This window comes from Paenibacillus sp. FSL R5-0744 (assembly GCF_037972555.1).
Taxonomy (GTDB): Bacteria; Bacillota; Bacilli; order Paenibacillales; family Paenibacillaceae; genus Paenibacillus_AQ.
This window is the reverse complement of sequence record NZ_CP150228.1, coordinates 385,998-403,423: the sequence shown is the minus strand read 5'-3', so window position 1 is coordinate 403,423 and position 17,426 is coordinate 385,998. Positions and strand designations below refer to the sequence as shown.

At 43.8% G+C, this 17,426-nt stretch carries 12 protein-coding genes; 4 read left to right on the top strand and 8 right to left on the bottom strand.

Features of this window, described 5'->3' with window-relative positions; translation table 11 throughout:
• Nucleotides 1-185: 185 nt before the first annotated feature.
• From MKY19_RS01795 to MKY19_RS01775, 5 genes are all read right to left on the bottom strand, one after another.
• Nucleotides 186-1,142 (bottom strand): hypothetical protein, encoded by a 957-nt coding sequence (locus tag MKY19_RS01795; protein WP_339799889.1) that lies wholly within the window; start codon nucleotides 1,140-1,142, stop codon nucleotides 186-188.
• Nucleotides 1,103-1,711, bottom strand: a complete 609-nt coding sequence (locus tag MKY19_RS01790; RefSeq protein ID WP_339799887.1) for an RNA polymerase sigma factor — start codon at nucleotides 1,709-1,711, stop codon at nucleotides 1,103-1,105. Before MKY19_RS01790 ends, MKY19_RS01795 begins: the two co-directional genes overlap by 40 nt.
• Nucleotides 1,712-2,045: 334 nt before the next feature.
• Entirely contained in the window at nucleotides 2,046-3,284 is a 1,239-nt protein-coding gene (locus MKY19_RS01785) for an OFA family MFS transporter (RefSeq protein ID WP_339799885.1), read from the bottom strand.
• Nucleotides 3,285-3,422: 138 nt separating this feature from the next.
• Complete coding sequence (locus MKY19_RS01780; RefSeq protein ID WP_339799883.1) at nucleotides 3,423-4,151, bottom strand: LytTR family DNA-binding domain-containing protein; 729 nt, start codon at nucleotides 4,149-4,151, stop codon at nucleotides 3,423-3,425.
• Entirely contained in the window at nucleotides 4,148-5,752 is a 1,605-nt protein-coding gene (locus MKY19_RS01775; RefSeq protein WP_339804116.1) for a sensor histidine kinase, read from the bottom strand. The genes MKY19_RS01780 and MKY19_RS01775 overlap by 4 nt, the downstream gene beginning before the upstream one ends.
• 262 nt (nucleotides 5,753-6,014) lie before the next feature.
• On the opposite strand from MKY19_RS01775, the gene MKY19_RS01770 reads away from it, so the two are divergent.
• Nucleotides 6,015-6,530, top strand: coding sequence for a nucleotidyltransferase family protein (locus MKY19_RS01770; protein WP_339804113.1), 516 nt, complete (start codon nucleotides 6,015-6,017; stop codon nucleotides 6,528-6,530).
• Between the two features lie 51 nt (nucleotides 6,531-6,581).
• On the opposite strand, the gene MKY19_RS01765 is transcribed toward MKY19_RS01770, so the two are convergent.
• A complete protein-coding gene (locus MKY19_RS01765) occupies nucleotides 6,582-8,099 on the bottom strand; it encodes a methyl-accepting chemotaxis protein (protein WP_339799881.1) in 1,518 nt (505 codons plus the stop codon).
• Between the two features lie 244 nt (nucleotides 8,100-8,343).
• On the opposite strand from MKY19_RS01765, the gene MKY19_RS01760 reads away from it, so the two are divergent.
• Nucleotides 8,344-9,438: a GGDEF domain-containing protein gene (locus MKY19_RS01760; RefSeq protein ID WP_339799879.1), complete on the top strand. Its 1,095-nt coding sequence runs from the start codon at nucleotides 8,344-8,346 to the stop codon at nucleotides 9,436-9,438.
• A gap of 171 nt (nucleotides 9,439-9,609) precedes the next feature.
• Here MKY19_RS01760 and MKY19_RS01755 read toward each other — a convergent pair whose 3' ends face one another.
• Nucleotides 9,610-12,732: an EAL domain-containing protein gene (locus tag MKY19_RS01755; protein ID WP_339799877.1), complete on the bottom strand. Its 3,123-nt coding sequence runs from the start codon at nucleotides 12,730-12,732 to the stop codon at nucleotides 9,610-9,612.
• A gap of 291 nt (nucleotides 12,733-13,023) precedes the next feature.
• Between MKY19_RS01755 and MKY19_RS01750 the strand changes: the two genes are divergently transcribed.
• Together MKY19_RS01750 and MKY19_RS01745 are read left to right on the top strand one after the other, a co-directional pair.
• Nucleotides 13,024-13,167 carry a hypothetical protein gene (locus MKY19_RS01750; protein WP_167348483.1) on the top strand — a complete coding sequence of 48 codons (144 nt, stop codon included), beginning with the start codon at nucleotides 13,024-13,026 and terminating at the stop codon, nucleotides 13,165-13,167.
• A 171-nt stretch (nucleotides 13,168-13,338) separates the two neighbouring features.
• On the top strand, nucleotides 13,339-15,666 hold the full coding sequence (locus tag MKY19_RS01745; protein WP_339799874.1) for a septation ring formation regulator EzrA: 2,328 nt from the start codon (nucleotides 13,339-13,341) through the stop codon (nucleotides 15,664-15,666).
• Between the two features lie 100 nt (nucleotides 15,667-15,766).
• Here MKY19_RS01745 and MKY19_RS01740 read toward each other — a convergent pair whose 3' ends face one another.
• Nucleotides 15,767-17,398: an ATP-binding protein gene (locus tag MKY19_RS01740; RefSeq protein WP_339799872.1), complete on the bottom strand. Its 1,632-nt coding sequence runs from the start codon at nucleotides 17,396-17,398 to the stop codon at nucleotides 15,767-15,769.
• Nucleotides 17,399-17,426 lie beyond the last annotated feature (28 nt).

The window sequence follows — 17,426 nt, the reverse complement described above, 5'->3', positions numbered from 1 at the left end:
CTCCCATATCCTCTTCCTTAATTGCATTCTCTACAACTAAAATCCGTAAAAACGTTTATTTCCACTAATCTAACCAGCAATAGCTGTATTAAATACAACTACAGGGCTTATATAAACGTATTAGTTAACTTTAATTGTATATAGTACAACTAACTTAGCGCATGCAACTACAAGACTATAAGAATCTACTTCAACAGCTCCCCAGCCAACTGTAAAAATTGCTCCTTACTCAAAATCTTATCTCCGTAGCTGCTGAGTGTATAATACGCATCCTGCTTCTCGTTATACCAATTCAGATAATCGTAGCTTACCTCTTCCTTCACTACTTTGTTATAGATCACTTCTGTGCCAGCCACTATAATCTTATCCGCTTGATTCTCAGGTTCTTGCTCCACGAACACTTTCCCGCCATGCATGATCGTGGCAGAGATACCTATAAAAGCATTATTCTTCGAATAAATTGCACTGATCCAGCCTGGTTCCGACCAAGGTATAGCCTTCATAAATAAATTACTACTTCCCTTATCTTTGTTTGCTTGGGCAGTAAGATCTTGTAACGTCTCCTGATATAGAGAACTGTTCTTCTCCGCATCCGTAGTCGGATGATTAGGGTTTATAACCCCATATTCAAAAGCATACCCTGCTGCCAATGCAGGAAGCATCGGCGCCCCTGTCCGCTTGATTTCCTTCAAGAAATCAGAATATCCGCCTATCCGCTGCTCTTTATACTTAAAAGACAATTCTGTTGCACCCGCATTATTGTTCACAAGATAGGCGATCAATTCTCCCGGTTTAGCGAAAGCATCTACTTTTTGTGCATACTTATCATAGGAAGCTACTCCTGCAGATTCATTCGGCGCAACATGCTGAACCTTTACTACGCCTTCACTATTGCGGATCTGTATATATTCCGATGCAGCATACGCTGTCACTGAGATCATCAGGAACAAAGCTAACATACTGGCCACTGCCGTTGTTTTATTCATCGTCTTCAGCGAGAGCGAGAATGATCGCTTTCGATCTGATATGCCACGGATATGTCCCATAACCCTCTCTTCTACATCGATCTCACCCAGAAGTTCATTCCCGGCTGAGGCATAAATTATATTTTGGTATTCATCGCTGATTGTGGTTCGTTCCATCTGATCTCCTCCTCCAATTTCATAGCTTCCTGCACCTTCCGCTTGATCCGGTTCATTCTCTTCGTCAGTGCATTGGGACTGACCCCAAGAATTCCGCTTATCTCCGCATAAGTTTTTTCCTCGAACACCCGCAGAATAAGCATATTCCTCTCTTCCAGCGACAACTGTGCTAAAGCGGCTGACAATGAGGGATTAAACAACCGATCATCCAGCTCTTGTTCAGGACTTGCAGACATAAAATCAGGCTTGAAGATACTCATGACTCGCTTTTGCAAACGCCGTCTGCGCAGCAGGTTTAAGCAATGATGATACGCGATTCGATAGAGCCATGCCGAGAAATGCATCTGCGGCTTGTATTGATGGATAGATTGATAGCCTTTTACCAAAACATCCTGAACTGCGTCCTCCGCATCCTGCTTGTTTTCTAACAAACGATAGCAATAGCGGTAGATTGGCGTTTGGAAAGCTCTAACAATAAAAGCATACCGTTCGATATTGCCCTTTTGAATACTAATGATTAACTCTTCCAGCTCCTTTGGGTCTAGCGAATCCTGTGGCGTTGTAAGCACCTCCTTAACCTTTATATCTTCTATAACACTTGGGCAGCGAAAAAAGTGTCTATGTAAACCGAACGATTCTCCCAAATTCACTCCAATTATACACATGTAGAGGCTAATAAGAGCTATACAGTCAGTAACCCTAGCAGAATGAGCCAAAAATCAATAATAGCTGCAATACGGACCGTGTTTCTGTAATATTCTCCAATGAGTAATTCATTCTGAATTCAGATCACCTTAGTTTTTTTGTTTCACATGCTCCACGGACTACTGCCCGCCAATAGAAAAAAGACGTACAACTGTTGTCAGTTTGTACGTCTTTGTTTAATTTATTGTCTTTTTACCTTTAAGCCGTCCGTTCTGTAGCTTTGAGCCGAAGCGCTTTCTTCTCTTTCGCTTTCTCCACCGGCGGTTTTAGCGAAATTGCGATGATACAGGCCAGCAGACACAGGAGACCAAAGATCACGAAAGTAGGTTTAAACCCGCCCAGGAAGACGGCGATGAACGAACCTGAAAGGGCTCCAATACCGAAACCTTGATATACGATTCCATAGTTCTTACTATGATTCTTAAGACCAAAGAAGTCACTGACAATCGCCGGGAACACTGTAATGTTACCCCCGAAGCAGAATGCAATGGCAGCTACACAAGTGAAGAACAGTCCGAAATTCAGCGTCGCATAGCTAAGGGTCAACATAGCGGCTGCCGTTACTGCAAGCGAAGCGCCTACCAGCTTCAAACGGCTCATTTTGTCAGACAAGGCACCCAAGATCAAACGTCCTGCTGTATTAAAAATTGCGATCATCGCTACCGCATTAGCTGCCGTCTGTACATCAAGTCCAGCCAGCTGCACACCGATGTCTTTTACAATACCGATCAAATACAGACCACACATACAAGCGGTAAAGAAAATAATGAATAACAGATAAGCTTCTTTCGTGCGTAGCATTTCTTTTACCGTGTAGTCTTTTGGTTTAGCGATAGTCGATGTTGCTGTTGCACCCAGTGATGCCGCTTGTACTGGAGCTTCTCTGACGAGTAAGGAACCGATTACAATCATCACCATAACAATCATGCCCCAATACATAAACGTATTAGACACACCCACCGAGTCGATCAAACTACCATTGATATATTTAAAAATCAAACTCCCCGTTCCGTAAGCACCCACGGACACACCGGAGATTAAGCCTTTATTATTCGGAAACCATTTAATTAAGTTAGATAATGAAGTGATATAAGCTGTTCCGTCTGCAAAACCAACGATTACACCAGCCAATATATAGAACATTAGAAGCGAATCCGCCTGAGAGCTAAGAATCAATCCTAGACCAAGCACAATCCCTGCGGCGGCAGTTAACCGGCGAAGACCAAAACGATCCTGCAATTTCCCTGCGAACAAAGTCGCAAAAGCGAGTGCAAAGCTCGTGATCGAAAACGTAATCGAAACAGAATTAAGCTCCCACCCGAATTTTGTTACCAGATGTGCATTGAACAAGCTCCATGTATAAATGGTACCTAGACCCATCTGCATAATTACTGTTCCTAATACGATAAGCCACCGTTTGGCGTTTTTGTTGTCCATCGTCGAAGTCATGGTCTATTCCTTCTTTCCCTCTCGTGATCTGCTACAAGAGCTTCTATTGCCTCTTTATTGTAGCTAAACCAACGGTTGTTGAGAGAAATCTGGCATGAGATGACGAAAATGAAGAATGAACTGCATTTATAGGCGCATGATCTGCCTGAATTCCTTTACCTTGCTTCGACTTACCGGCACCTCAAACTCCAAATCATGCAGGCGCAGCAAGTATGTATTGTTGAACCAAGGGATGATTTCCTTGATTTTGGACAGGTTAACGATATAGGAACGATGGCAGCGGAAAAAACGATCCTCCGGCAGTCGATTATAAAAATCGCTGATGCTGAGCGCCATACTATATTCCTCACCTTTAGTTACTACACTCGTACTTTTCTCTTGTGCGGAGGCGTAATAAATATCATCAGCATTCACTACGATAATCTTTTCATTTTTCCACAGATTCACCTTATCACTTACTGGATTACGTTCCTCTTCCCCCTGTCTTCCGCGAGCAGCGAACGCCCCCTCTAGCTTGTGCAGCATAGCCTTAATGCGAACCTCACTGTAGGGTTTAAGAATATAGTCAAATGCTTCAATCTCAAACGCCTCGGCGGCATGCTCCTTATACGCAGTAATAAACACTATATAAGGTTTTACCGAGAATCTGCTAATATTCTGAGCCAGCAGGACTCCGTCGATCGAGGGAATGTTAATGTCCAGGAAAATCACATCTACCGTCTCAACCTGTAAAAATTTGAGTGCATCCAGCCCATCTTCAAATTGTGCGGCAATGTCGATTCCGCTATGAGTCTCTATTAAATAAGCCAGTTCCTGTCTCGCTAGCTCTTCATCCTCCACGATAATTGCTCTCATAGGCCCTCCTTTTTGACATCAAAATAAATGTTCGTCCCTTTATCGAGCCTCTGAATCGTAAGACCAGTTCCATAGATGAGCTTGACCCGTTGATGTACATTAAACAGTCCGATCTTATTCTCCGGCATATCACCAGCATAGACCTTCTCTATGGTTTCTTCGCTGATGCCAGCTCCGGTATCCCGAATGCCAACTCGTACATTATCGCCTTGATCTTTTACTGAAATCGTTACGGTTCCCGTCCCTCGTACCTTCAGTATGCCATGTATGATCGCATTCTCTACAAGCGGCTGAATGATTAGACTCGGAATCCGAACCTGAACCTCATCAATATCATAGAGGACATTAAGCCGGCTTCCGAAGCGGGCTTTTTCAATCTCTACGTATTGTTGAACCTGTTGCAGCTCGCGCTTAATATCAATGAATTCATCCGTTAGCTCCAGATTGTATCTCATATAACCGGACAGATTCACGATCAGCTCGCGCGCCTTATCCGGGTTAATCCGAATCGAGGACGCAATCGCGTTCAGCGCATTGAACAGAAAGTGTGGGTTAATGCTTGTCTGCAGCGCCTTTAGCTCCGCTTTGTTCGCCATTTCTTTAATGCCCTCAACCCGCGATACTTCCATTAGCGTAGAGATCATTTGCGACAAACCTACAGCCATAGCTTGTAGAGAATAAGTGATCTTGTGGGCTCTGGTGTAATAGATTTTGAGCGCTCCCGTCACTTCGCCTTTTTCCTTCAATGGAATAATAATCAGCGATTTAATCTCCGGATTCACATAATCGCTATCGTCGTTACGGATCGTAATTTCACCACTGGACAACGTCACCTTAGTTTCTTCACTTATAATTTCATTGGTCGTAGTATAATCCTCTTCTCCCACACCAACGTAAGCGAGAATGAGTCTTGTATCCGAAATAGCTACAGCGTCTGCACCGATATCTTCTTTGATAATTTGGCAGATGGTACGAAGCGACTCGGGATTAATATTGCGAAAATAAGGCAAGGTCTTATTGGCAATATCCAGTGCCAGCTTGGACTGCTTCGCCGCAATCCGTTCCTTTTCACCTTCCACACTCTGCACTAGCATGACAATCAGACCCACACTAATCTGGCTCATAATCATCGGAAAAGCAATTTTGGACACGATATCCACACCCAGTGACGACGGCTGCGCCATCACTAGAATGAGCAGCATCGTCAGGGCTTCACAGGCCATCCCGGCCAAAATACCGGCCATCCAGCGACGTTCACCAGAAGTGCGGCGGTATATTACCCCTGACACAATCCCTGCGGTAATACTCGTAATCAGACAAGGAAGAGAGGTTACCCCTCCGATATCAATTAAAAAACGGTGAACCCCTGAGATGATGCCTGTTATGAGTCCTACCCATGGCCCGAACAAAATCCCACCAGACACGATGGCGATAATTCGCACATTCACAAGCGAGCCTTCCACATTAATGCCACTATAGGTACCGAAGATGGCAAATAAACTGAATATCGTCGTCGCTATGGCAAGCTCCTGCGGGGCGTAGGTTCCTTTTTGAAAAATCTCTTTAAACCGCGGCAGACGAGTCAGCACGAACAGACACATCAGCAGTAGTGCAGCTCTTTCGAATAATTGCAGTAAAATCGTAAACGTATATTGCACGGTCTCCGCCTCCAAAGGACTAGATGTCGACTTATTATAAAGATAGTTCATGCCTCTGTCCATTCAGCCTATCCTTTAATACCTCTATTGAAACTCTTGTTGTATGATATGAACAGAATAAAAACATACATATACGGAGGTGGGCGGTTTGCAAAAATTAGAACACGAGGCAGATATCATACAGCTTGTACAAAATGATCCCTGGATGATGGATATATTAGAAAATGCTAGATCGCTGCAGTTACCTGACTGGTGGGTTTGCGCTGGCTTTGTGCGTGCAAAAATTTGGGACACCCTTCACGGCTTTGAAGAACGGACACCTTTGCCAGATGTTGATGTTATTTATTATGACGACAGCAATCTTCAAGAGGAAGTGGAGAAGGATTGGGAGGCGAAGCTAAGAGATTTAAACCCCAATGTTCCCTGGTCTGTTAAAAATGAAGCAAGAATGCATACCGTCAATCAACTTCCACCTTATACATCAGCTGTTGATGCGATATCCAAGTTTCCGGAAACCGCCACAGCGCTTGGACTCTCCCTAAGTCCATCAGGTAAAATCATCCTAGTCGCTCCACACGGAATTTCCGATGTTATTCATGTAGTATTACGACCTACCCCACATTTTACTGAAAACCCGAGCTTACTCCCTATTTATGAACAACGAGTTATTAAAAAGAACTGGCAGGCGACGTGGAAACAATTGCAGATCAGCACTACCTAAAATAACAAAAAGCAAGCCCCCAATATAGCAGGGCTTGCTTTTCTGGTTTTATTACACCGCCAAATCGATACCTACTACACCAACGACATCTCCCTGACGATTCTTAATCGCTCTGGATAATGTAACACAAGAACGCTTCGTAATCGCTGATACATATGGCTTCGAGACATATTGACCTTCATTTATGGCCCCATTCCACCAATCACGTCGCTTGGCATTCAAGAGGCCAGCCGCTGGCTCGGAATAGATAAAGGTCCCATCCGTCCGATTGGACCAAATGGCTTGTACATCCGGAATTTTTTTAATGTAAGAGGTCAAAACACCTTGATGAACTTCAGTATCCGGGTCGTACAGTTCTTCCTTAGCTGAAATTGTCTCCAAGAGACTCTGCATTTCTTGAAGCCGGGCTGCATATTGGCTCATCTCGATTTCTTCTCGGGCTGCTATGCTGGTAACCGATTGCTGCAACGATTGCGACTCCGCTAACAGATTAGCGCTGACTTCGTTCAGCTGCCCGATCTGGCTCCGCTGCCGTGTCACTTGTTCCAGCGTAAGATCGACATTGGCAATCGTCTCATTCACGATAGCCACTGCCCCACTCAGCTCCGTCGTCACTTCAACAATCAGCTTGCTCTGCTTCGCGGCAGCATCGATGGTTTCTGTTACGGCGCTGCCTACCTCATCGACTCTCGACGCGATATCATCGAGTCGAAGCTTCACAGTGCCGACCTCGTTCACCCCACGTTCCACTGAAGCTTGCTCTTTCGTCACGGATTCCAGCACCTGCTGTACTCCGTTATTAATGTCGAGCAAGATGCCAGAGGAACGGTCTACCGAGCTCTTGCTTTGATCAGCCAGCTGCCGAATCCGGCTGGCCACCACCGCAAATCCGCGGCCCTGTTCCCCGGCCCGGGCCGCTTCTATGGAAGCATTAAGCGCTAACAGTGAGGTCTCATCCACAATCCCGTTAATAAGCGTATTAATCTCTTCTACCATCGCAATATGATTACTCAAGATAGTAAACTTAGCTAACATGTCCCCGCTCTGCATCTGTAAATCCTTCATCACAGTATCTGCGATGCTCAAGGAATCAACCATGGTTGTCATTCCTTGACGAGCATATTTCATATTTGACCCCAGTCTCTCCGTCAACTCTTCGATATGTGCGGTAACGGATGCTACTCCGCCCATTGTCTGATAAGCACCTTCAATATTAGCTTTAGCTTCGTTACTGCGAATCCGCAAATCCATCTCGTATTCATGTGAATAATCTGCTGTCCGCTGCAGCTCTTCTGTATGACGACTGATTTCTTCGAGTGCACCATGCAGTCGGTCCGAAGTAACTACAATCTCATTGCCAAGCAGCTCAACTTTATTCTGCGACTCCTTCAGCAGCGCTTCTTTGCGGTAACCGTAGCGGGACAAATTTAGTAGGACCCAGCCTAGAGAAGCCATAAGCAGGATGATTACCAGCTTATGAATCCAGAACATGTCTATCAACAAACTGTAAACACTGACAAGGAGCAACAGGACGACTACAAAAATCTGGCTAGGGCGAATCTGCATCATTATTCCCACTCCACTCGATTGATGTTATGTATTCTAACATTATATCAGCAGAGTTAATTAAAGGAAATACTTTCTATACTATTCCTTTTCGATCAGTCTTTTCACACGCAAATCCATATCCCTGGAGGACCTACACCAACGTTACCGTAATATACGAATATATTTGGAGATAATTGGTCGAGAGGGAATCCGTAATTATTGTCGAATATATAAGCAAATTGCCACTGGAAAAGAGGAACACATTATGCATACTACATCTCAAACTCCTCGTCAGACCCATTGGAATCGCGTGCTGCTTAATGCATTCTGGATCATCCTGATTGTGGATTTAAGTATTCATATGTTTGTTTCTCAATGCCTATGGGGCCAACATTCGGATACCCTAACCATGGGAGAGTTTATTAATCAGTCGCTGATTCCTGATTTCATCATATTGACTTTGATCATTATTCTGGAATTTATCTATAGATGGAAACCCTTATGGTCCGAGCTAGCTATTACAGTAGCGAGCCATTTATTTGCGCTTCTGATTATCATCAATCTCAATGATGAACTGTATGTAATGTCATTAATTATGCTGCTGCCGCTGCTTGTATCCATGATCTATATGAAGTCTAGTTATATGATAGCCTCTTCTGCTGTTTGTCTACTGTACACGATCATTTTATTCATCAAGGCATCTAATCACGGATACGTCCCCATCACCCAAACTATCATTATTGTTCTTATTTTTGCTGCTACTGCTTTAGCAGGCTTTGCAGTCATCGGTCGTGGGCGTGATTTGATGAGATCACTGGAGAACTCCGTAAAGTCAGAACAGGAATTACGCATTCAGAATATAATCATGGATCGGCTATCCAAGATCGATCCTCTGACAGACCTTTATAATCATAAGACGTTTCATGAATACTTAGGATGGCTGATCGATCATCAGCAGAGTAATCCATTTCCCATGCAACTAGCCGTTATGGACATCGACAACTTCAAAAAAGTAAATGATTCCTATGGGCATTCCGTTGGAGATATCGTATTACAAAAGGTTGCAGCGATCCTCCTCGAGCATGTCGGTCCTGATGATTTCGCGGCTCGCTTTGGCGGGGAAGAATTTGTCGTCATTCTGACTTCTAAAACCCTTGATCATTCTCATGAGATTATGAAGCATATTCTAACGTCCATCTCCGATACCCCTTTTGCGGAAATGAACGGCAAAAGCGTAACCGTCAGTATCGGTATGCACGATTTTATAGGTATAGATTCCAAAAATTCTACATTTCAGAAAGCAGACGATGCACTTTACGAGGCTAAGAATACCGGGAAGAACAAAATCGTAATCGGCTAAAGACCGAACACAAGCAAAAACGCCTTCGACGTCCCTAATGGACGGTAAGCGTTTATGCGAGAAATATAAGGATAATATATAGCGTGAGACTTATAAACTCTTATATTTGAACAAATAAGCCCACGGATCTTTTCACGGGCTTGTTTGTGTTCATCTGTTTGAATCTGACTGCTAAATCCCATAGCGCCTCTGTGTTTCCAAAAGCTCTTCGACTGCCTGCTTTGGCACAGGTCTGCTAATCAGGTAGCCTTGAACCTTGTCGCAGCCTAATTGCTGGAGCAAATCCATTTGAATAACCTCTTCTACACCCTCTGCTACAACTTTCAGTCCCATATTATGCCCCAACTGTATAATGGACTGCACAAAAGACTGGCTGTTAGCTTTTTCTGAGAGTGAATCAATAAAGGTTTTATCCATCTTGAGCGTTGAAATCGGCAATTGCTGCAAATAGCTAAGTGATGAGTAGCCCGTTCCGAAATCATCCAAGGCGATACTAATGCCCTTAGATTTAAGAAACTGCAGCTTACCCAGAATACTCTCAAATGATTTCATAAAAATAGACTCCGTGATTTCCAGCTCAAGACAGCTTGGATTTAGACCACTTACTGCCAGACTATCCTGTACCATCTCGATAAAATCGTTCTGGAATAGCTGAATAATCGAAATATTGACCGATATTTTATAAGGAACACCTGTACGATCTTGAATACCTTTCATAAAGATGCAAGATTCGCGAAGCACCCATTCACCAATATCGATGATCAGTCTGGAATCCTCAGCAATTTTTATAAACGAAAGTGGAGATACAGAACCAAGCGATGGGCTGTTCCAACGAATTAAAGCTTCAAAGCCTGAGATGAATCCGGATTCGATATCCATCTGGGGCTGATAGTTCAGTTCAAATTCATTATTGTTCATTGCACTGCGCAAATGTTTCTCTATATTCATTCGTTCATTAAACGCTGTATGCATCGATTTGTCATAGACTACATAAGTTCCCTTGCCATCCTCTTTAGCACGGTACATCGCCACATCCGCATTACTCAAAATTTGCTCGGCCGTCTCCCCATCCTCTGGATAAAAGGAAATTCCGATGCTTAGCGAGACGTACAGATTACTCTCTCCTATTAAAAAGGACTGCCTGAACGCTCTCATTATACGCTCTGCCAGATTCAATACAGCCTCACGGTCCTCTGTATCCTTAATAAAAATGACAAATTCATCTCCACCTAGCCGTGAGAGCATATCTCCTTCCCGCATCAGTGACTGCAATCTCTCACTTGCCTTCCGGATGAGTACATCCCCGGATTTATGACCTAAGGTATCGTTGATGTATTTGAAATTATCTGAATCTAGAAACAATAGTGCAAATTTCCCTTCCGGATGCTTTAGATACTTCTCCATGGTCTCCAGCAGACATAAACGGTTAGGTAAGTTACTAAGCGCATCCACATAAGCCAGACGATGCATATGTTTCTGATTGTCTAGAAGCATATTATATTGTACTAGAAGCTCCTGTTGAGTAGTCGCGAGCTGCTCATAGGTCGCCCCAAGTTCTTGGTAGCTGTTGCTCAGATTAAGCTCCGCTTGCTTCCGCTCGCTGATATCAATCAAGGAGCCCATGAATAACAGAACTTCATCCTTTGGATTAACGGTAGCCTTACCCCTAACTTCAAACCACACGATTTGATTGTCTTTGGTAATCATGCGGAACTCCGTTTCGAAAATAGGTGTAACACCCTCCAGGTGATCATGTTTAAGCTTACGGGTTGAAGCTAGGTCATCGGGATGAACAATACTAAAAGCTCCCTCTTCAAACGAGTTAATTTCATCCTTCGTGTAACCAATGAGGTCATACCATCGGTCTGATAAATGAAATCGTCTCGCCTCCAAATCAAACTCCCACATATATGCACCAGAACCTTCTGTGGTGAGCCGGAAACGTCGTTCACTGATTTGAAGCCTATTAAATTGTTCCTGTAGATCGACCTCTGTCGCTGAGAGCTCTTCGTATGTAGCTTCCAATTCCTTATAACTTAGCTGTAGCCTCAGCTCATTTTGTTTACGATTATCGATATCCACACCTACAAGTACAAAGATATCGGCTGCTTGCTTATCAAGTCCTTTTAATAAGGCTGTCCGGAATGAGAAATATCGCGCTTCAGATGACTGGTCTGGGAGCTTAATTTCTACGTTGTTAACATATTCATTCCGTATTGCCCGCATCAAAAGATCACGGATTGCAGCCGTACTACCTTTTAGACCATCGATATACTCAATATTTACTCCCAGCACCTCTTTTTCGCTTAAACCCGTCATCCGCTCAGCAAACTTGTTAAACCGCACTACCTTTTTATCTGCCTGCACCGCCCAAACTACCATACCACTATGCTCTATAACATCCTCAAAAAATTGATGCTCTGAATAAACAGCACGCCGTAAACGATTAATATTCATTTTAAGCAGGACTCCACCCAGCATAAGAAGACAGAATAGAAGGATTGCTCCGTAAACCCATCTTTTGTGGATCATGCCTTTATAATAATCAGAATGAACGAAGAAATAGTTCTGGTACAATTCTTCAAAAGCACCCGAATGCTGTAATTCCTCCAATCTCTCGTTAACATAAGAAACTAACTCCGGTGTAGACTTATTGATTGCAAAAGCCACATCCCTGGGATAAAGATCATTCATTTTCTTAATAATACTGTCCGTCTTCCCCTGTTCAACGAGCAGATAATCGACCACCTCCTGATTCTCAAATAGAAGGTCAATCTCCCCTTTTTCTAAAGCCTCCAAGGCTTCAGGAATCGTAGCAAATTCTACGTAATCGTTAATTCCCAGTTTCCCGTTCAGTACTGTTTCAGAATACTGCCCGTTTCCTAGACCTATCTTATAACCTCCAAGCTTATTTAAATCGATCTCACCCTTAAGCCCTCGCCTTGCGTAGATTGAAATATAGCTTTTGAAAACAGGTTCCGAAAATAACAACTCTTGTTTTCGGCCTTCCGTTACTGCCATTAGACCCGCTGTTTCGATATCTCCCTGAACGAGCCGATTATATACATCAGGCCACTTCCCTGTACTGTAGTGGACATCGTAATCCTGCTTCTCAAAGATCATATTACTCAATTCAATATCAAAACCAGTCATGTACCCATCTTTTATATATTTATAAGGTGGATATTCCAGCTCTACTTGATATTCGATCTCCTTTCTTTCGGCGTGAATGGCATTAGGAGGTAAGAGCATAAATAGAATGCTAATCAGAAGCAACAGTCTGCACTGCTTCATCGCTCATTCCCCCTTTTTACTGAATTTACAGTAATATCCTAAATGTTATTCGACAAAATATGGCAATACCCCTGCTTTTTCTTTCCTCGTCACATAATATACGCAAATCCCAGCAATGAACCCTTCCCTTTGTAAATTATATAAAATTACGGATGCTACATTTTTATATTGCTTTTTAGATGGAAAATGTGGATAATAGCAATAATGATACAAGTTGATAATGATTATCATTATTAAATAAGTTATTGATTTCACTTTACTATATTTAAGTTAAAAGGAGACTGATCACCCATGAACGTTACCTCTACCCGAACAACACTACAGGTTGACGATTATCTGGATCTGCTCAATCTTGCCGTTAAAGTTGGAGATTTAAAATGGCAAAAAGAAATTAAATCCAGATTGCAATACATTCTTTGTCTGCCGACAAGATAATCTTTCTGAATATTCGCCGCATTCCTTTAGGGAATGCGGCTTTTTTTGCTTGTATGATTGGCAGCCATGTAAGAATAGGAGTATCCCCGCGTCACGTGAGGGTTAATGATATAGTATAATTATCAGCATAATATATTGAATACAAAGTCCTTCAGATTGGAGCGTGTCAGCTTGAAAAAGTATTTAGCTATATTCTTATTGATCAGCGTGTTATGGATACCCGTTGCATACGCCGCCGAAATCCCTGCTCAACAGGGATTAGTAACCGATAAAGCTGGAATGTTTAGTTCCGCAGAAGCGAAGTCCATTTCTGCTGCTGCCACTGGAGATCTCGTTACTATGCATGTACTCACCGTAGATTCCTTAAACGGTACTGCGGTCGATAGATACGCCGAGGATACTTACGCCTCATGGGGACTGTCCACTCGCGATATTCTCTTGCTGATCTCTGCTGGCGATCAGTCCATTGAACTTAATTTTAACAATCCTGGCTTTCAAACCTCGTTAAATGCCTGGTCCCAAAATCAGGGAGGGAAATCAGGAAGTGCTGCCATTACAGCGCTGCTTGATACTTATTTCATCCCTTATGCCAGAGAAGGAGACTTCGCTGGAGGGACAAAGGCTTTAATTAAAGCGGTTCATTCCATCGGGGAGAGTACCGGAAATGCTGGAGGAAGTGCAGGAAGCGGTAGCGCAGTTGGCAGTACGAATAGCGGTTTAGGGAACGGAACCTCCGGTAAACCAGGGAACTCGGTCAGTACAGGAAACCGCTCCAGTAGCTCCATGTTTACGATTGCCGCCATTCTAATCGGAATCGTACTAATACTACTTGTGCTATTTTTAGTGATCACAGGTCTACGTCGACGCAAACAGCTAAACGTACAACAAGAGCAGTTATCCGATTTGCTAGTACGGGCGAATCGAGCATTGGAGTCATTAAAGCCATTTCAAGGGATTGTTCAGGGAAAAACCGAGGTACTGGTAGAAGGCATTTCAAAACGACTCTCTGCAAAGCTCGTTGAAATCTCTTCACTGCAAAATGATGGGCAAGGTGTACAGCCACCCTTTTATCGTTTGACTGCCCTTAAGGCAGCCGTGGAACAATTACAGCAGACAGAGGACTCCTTCCGCGCAGCGCTTGAGGAGGAAGAGAAGAACATTGCTGTCATCAGTGAAGCTGATCGCAATGTTAAACAGCGAATTACAGAGCTGAAAGAGGATGCACCAGAGCTTGAAGAGCAGCTACAAGGTGCGGTTAAAGAAACCGGCTATGCACTTCAAGAAATTGTAGAAGAGCTCAAGGAGCTTGCCGAGGAGACCTCTAAGGCAGATCAATTGGAGCTTTTTGACCCTATCGCCGCACAAGAAATTACCGAGGATGCACAAGATCGCCAAGAAAAGATTGAACAAGACCTGAAGGATGTCGATCTCTACGATGATAAGCTAAACCAGTTCCCTACGGTATTAGCTGCAGCCCGTACCAAAATCACAAACATCATCGAGCAGAATTCACTCCACAACATGAAGGTAAAACCATTTGACCGTCTGGAGCAGGCCCGCGCAGAATCGCTGACTCTTGAAGCGCCGCTGCGTGTTGGAGATATGGATGAGGTGCGCAAGATTGGCGCCACTCTTGACCTTCTCCTGGATGAGGCTGTTACTATGACAGAACAACAAGCACTCCTTCGGCAGAACAACCGCAGAGATTTAGAGACATTCCGCACCGAATGGAGCCAATTAAAACAGCGGCGAGACGGACTGCAAAGCCGAATTACCGAAGCACGTATGTATTTTGAAGAACAGCATGTGTCAACTGTGGAGAACATCCTTACAGAGTGGAGCACACGCCTTCGGGAAGGTGCTAGTGAAGTAGCGCAGATTGAGAATTGGACCAGTGATGAGCGCGGCGAATATGATAAGGCCCACAATGCGCTAGAACAGTTGCTATCCCTCCTAGATGAAGCTGCAAGGCAGTTCGATGGTGTCTCAGAAAGTCTAAATGCACTTCATGAAAGACTGGATAAGGTCACTCGCCTCTTTTCCGAAGGGCAAAGCCGGGTGGAAACGACCCAACGAATGCTGCATAGCAGAGGGTTATCTTCTAGAATTCACTTCGAGCTATCCTTACTGCCGGAATACAGTGCACTGGATCATCGCCTGACATCCCGGCCTTATAATCTTGAGGAACTGGAGTCCCTTGGCCGTTCTTATGATTCACAGATCACTTCCTTTGTGAATGAAGCGAACCGACTCGTTCGTCAGAAGGAAGAAGAAGAACGATTAGCTCAATTAGCTATGATGAGAGAACAGCAACGTCGCGCGCAGGCTCGCAAGCGAATGTCCTCTGGCCCACCTTCATCAGGTGGATTCGGTGGAGGACGCTCCTCCGGTGGCTCCTCCTGGGGTGGCGGCGGCAGCGGTGGCAGATCCTCCGGCGGATCTTCTTGGGGCGGCGGAGGGAAGTCCGGCCGAAATTCATCAGGCGGATCCAAGTGGTAGACTATCTCCAAACAAAAGACTCTTCCAGCCTGCTTGGGCGGAAGAGTCTTTTATTATGAATTACTGCTTGCATGACGAAGAAATAACCAAGACAAGCCCTTTATTTTATTGGCAGATAAATCGTAACGGCTGTACCTACGCCCACTTCACTCGCTATGGCCACTCGCCCTCTATGTGCAGATACTATCTTTTTAACAATCATGATTCCCAGTCCATTACCATCACCTCTGGTCGTATGAAAAGGCTGGCCTAATTTCTCCAGTACTTCCTGGTTCATACCCTCTCCGTTGTCTGTGAAGGTAATCTTCTGGAAGCCATTCTCCACATCTAGGGCAACTGTAATGCTTCCGCCAAAAGGTAAGGCTTCCATTGAGTTTCTTAGGATGTTTAGGAAGACCTGCTTGATATGATTGCGATCACACAAGATATTCGCATCAAAATGGAATTGCGTGTTCAGTGATATATTATTCATCTCCACTTGAATCGCAAAGATGCTGAGCACTTCCTGCAGAATCGTGCTACATTGTTCTACCCTATAATGCGCGGCCTGCGGTTTACCTAATATGAGGAACTCACTCACAATGAGGTTCATTCTTTCTACTTCTGACATAATAAGATCATAATGTAGCAGTTGCGAATCTTTATTGGCCAGTTGAAGCATTCCTTTGACTGTAGTTAGCGGATTGCGAATCTCATGTGCGATACTCATGGCTAGTTGTCCAGCAACCACTAGCTTCTCTGTATTGCGCAGCACTTCTTCCGTTTTTTTCATCTCTGTGATATTACGAAGACTCCCAATCACACGAGCTAAACATGCATTCGAATCATAAACCGGAAGCACATCCAGCATATAATGTTCAAACAAACCGTTGCTCTCCTGAATCACTTCCAGCCCAGCACATGCCTCTTGCTGAAGAATGACATGCTGAAAATAAGAGCCCACATTTCGAATTTCGAAGACACTGGCACCGATAACAGATTCTTGATGTTCACCATCCAAATGAAGCATGTTTAAGCAGTTCTCATTTATATTGACGATCGTTCCGAGTTCATCCGTTATAATAACACCCAAATAATTGGTATCCAATAGGATTCGATTTAAAAGCTGAAGCTCAGCATTCCCTCTACGCAGCAAAATCTCGCGTTCGATGGAGTCAGCCATGGTACAGAGCAATGGCAATAAGTGGGGATGTGCCACATCTATATCCGCCATAAATGATATCGTCCCCAATATTTCAAGCCCATCCTCTTTATAAAAAGGAGCCGTGCAGCACACTAAACGATGAAGAATTTGATGATAATGGTCTTGTCCCTTCAACTGAAAAGGCCGATGGTGTTCGAGACACAACGCAATTGAATTTGTACCCACTTCTTTATTTAGTTGCACACCTTCTTTGATGCCAACCTGCCCTACGAGATCAATAATCGTCGGATCCCCTTTGAACGCCAATAGATAACCTGCATCATCCGATATGGTAACAAGGATCGGATTGCCTTTTACTGAAGAAAGAAACTTGTTTACGAAAAAATCAATAACCTCAATCACTTCACTATATACACGGAGTTGCGACCCCAGTTCATCTGCAGCATAACATTTTGGAAAAATAGGAGGCTGCTCAGGGTCTATTCCTTGATCAATGCAATGCTGATTGGAAGCCTTAATGATAGTCTCATCCGTCAGTACCCCTGTTGTCTTTTCCAAAGCCTTACCCCATTCTGTATGAATCTTCAATTTTGTAATACTAATATGTATTCTACTT

Coding starts and splice junctions, on each gene's coding strand:
- MKY19_RS01795 (WP_339799889.1), bottom strand. CDS start 1,142: ATGGAACGAACCACAATCAGCGATGAATACCAAAATATAATTTATGCC.
- MKY19_RS01785 (WP_339799885.1), bottom strand. CDS start 3,284: ATGGACAACAAAAACGCCAAACGGTGGCTTATCGTATTAGGAACAGTA.
- MKY19_RS01780 (WP_339799883.1), bottom strand. CDS start 4,151: ATGAGAGCAATTATCGTGGAGGATGAAGAGCTAGCGAGACAGGAACTG.
- MKY19_RS01775 (WP_339804116.1), bottom strand. CDS start 5,752: ATGTGTCTGTTCGTGCTGACTCGTCTGCCGCGGTTTAAAGAGATTTTT.
- MKY19_RS01770 (WP_339804113.1), top strand. CDS start 6,015: ATGATGGATATATTAGAAAATGCTAGATCGCTGCAGTTACCTGACTGG.
- MKY19_RS01765 (WP_339799881.1), bottom strand. CDS start 8,099: ATGATGCAGATTCGCCCTAGCCAGATTTTTGTAGTCGTCCTGTTGCTC.
- MKY19_RS01760 (WP_339799879.1), top strand. CDS start 8,344: ATGCATACTACATCTCAAACTCCTCGTCAGACCCATTGGAATCGCGTG.
- MKY19_RS01755 (WP_339799877.1), bottom strand. CDS start 12,732: ATGAAGCAGTGCAGACTGTTGCTTCTGATTAGCATTCTATTTATGCTC.
- MKY19_RS01750 (WP_167348483.1), top strand. CDS start 13,024: ATGAACGTTACCTCTACCCGAACAACACTACAGGTTGACGATTATCTG.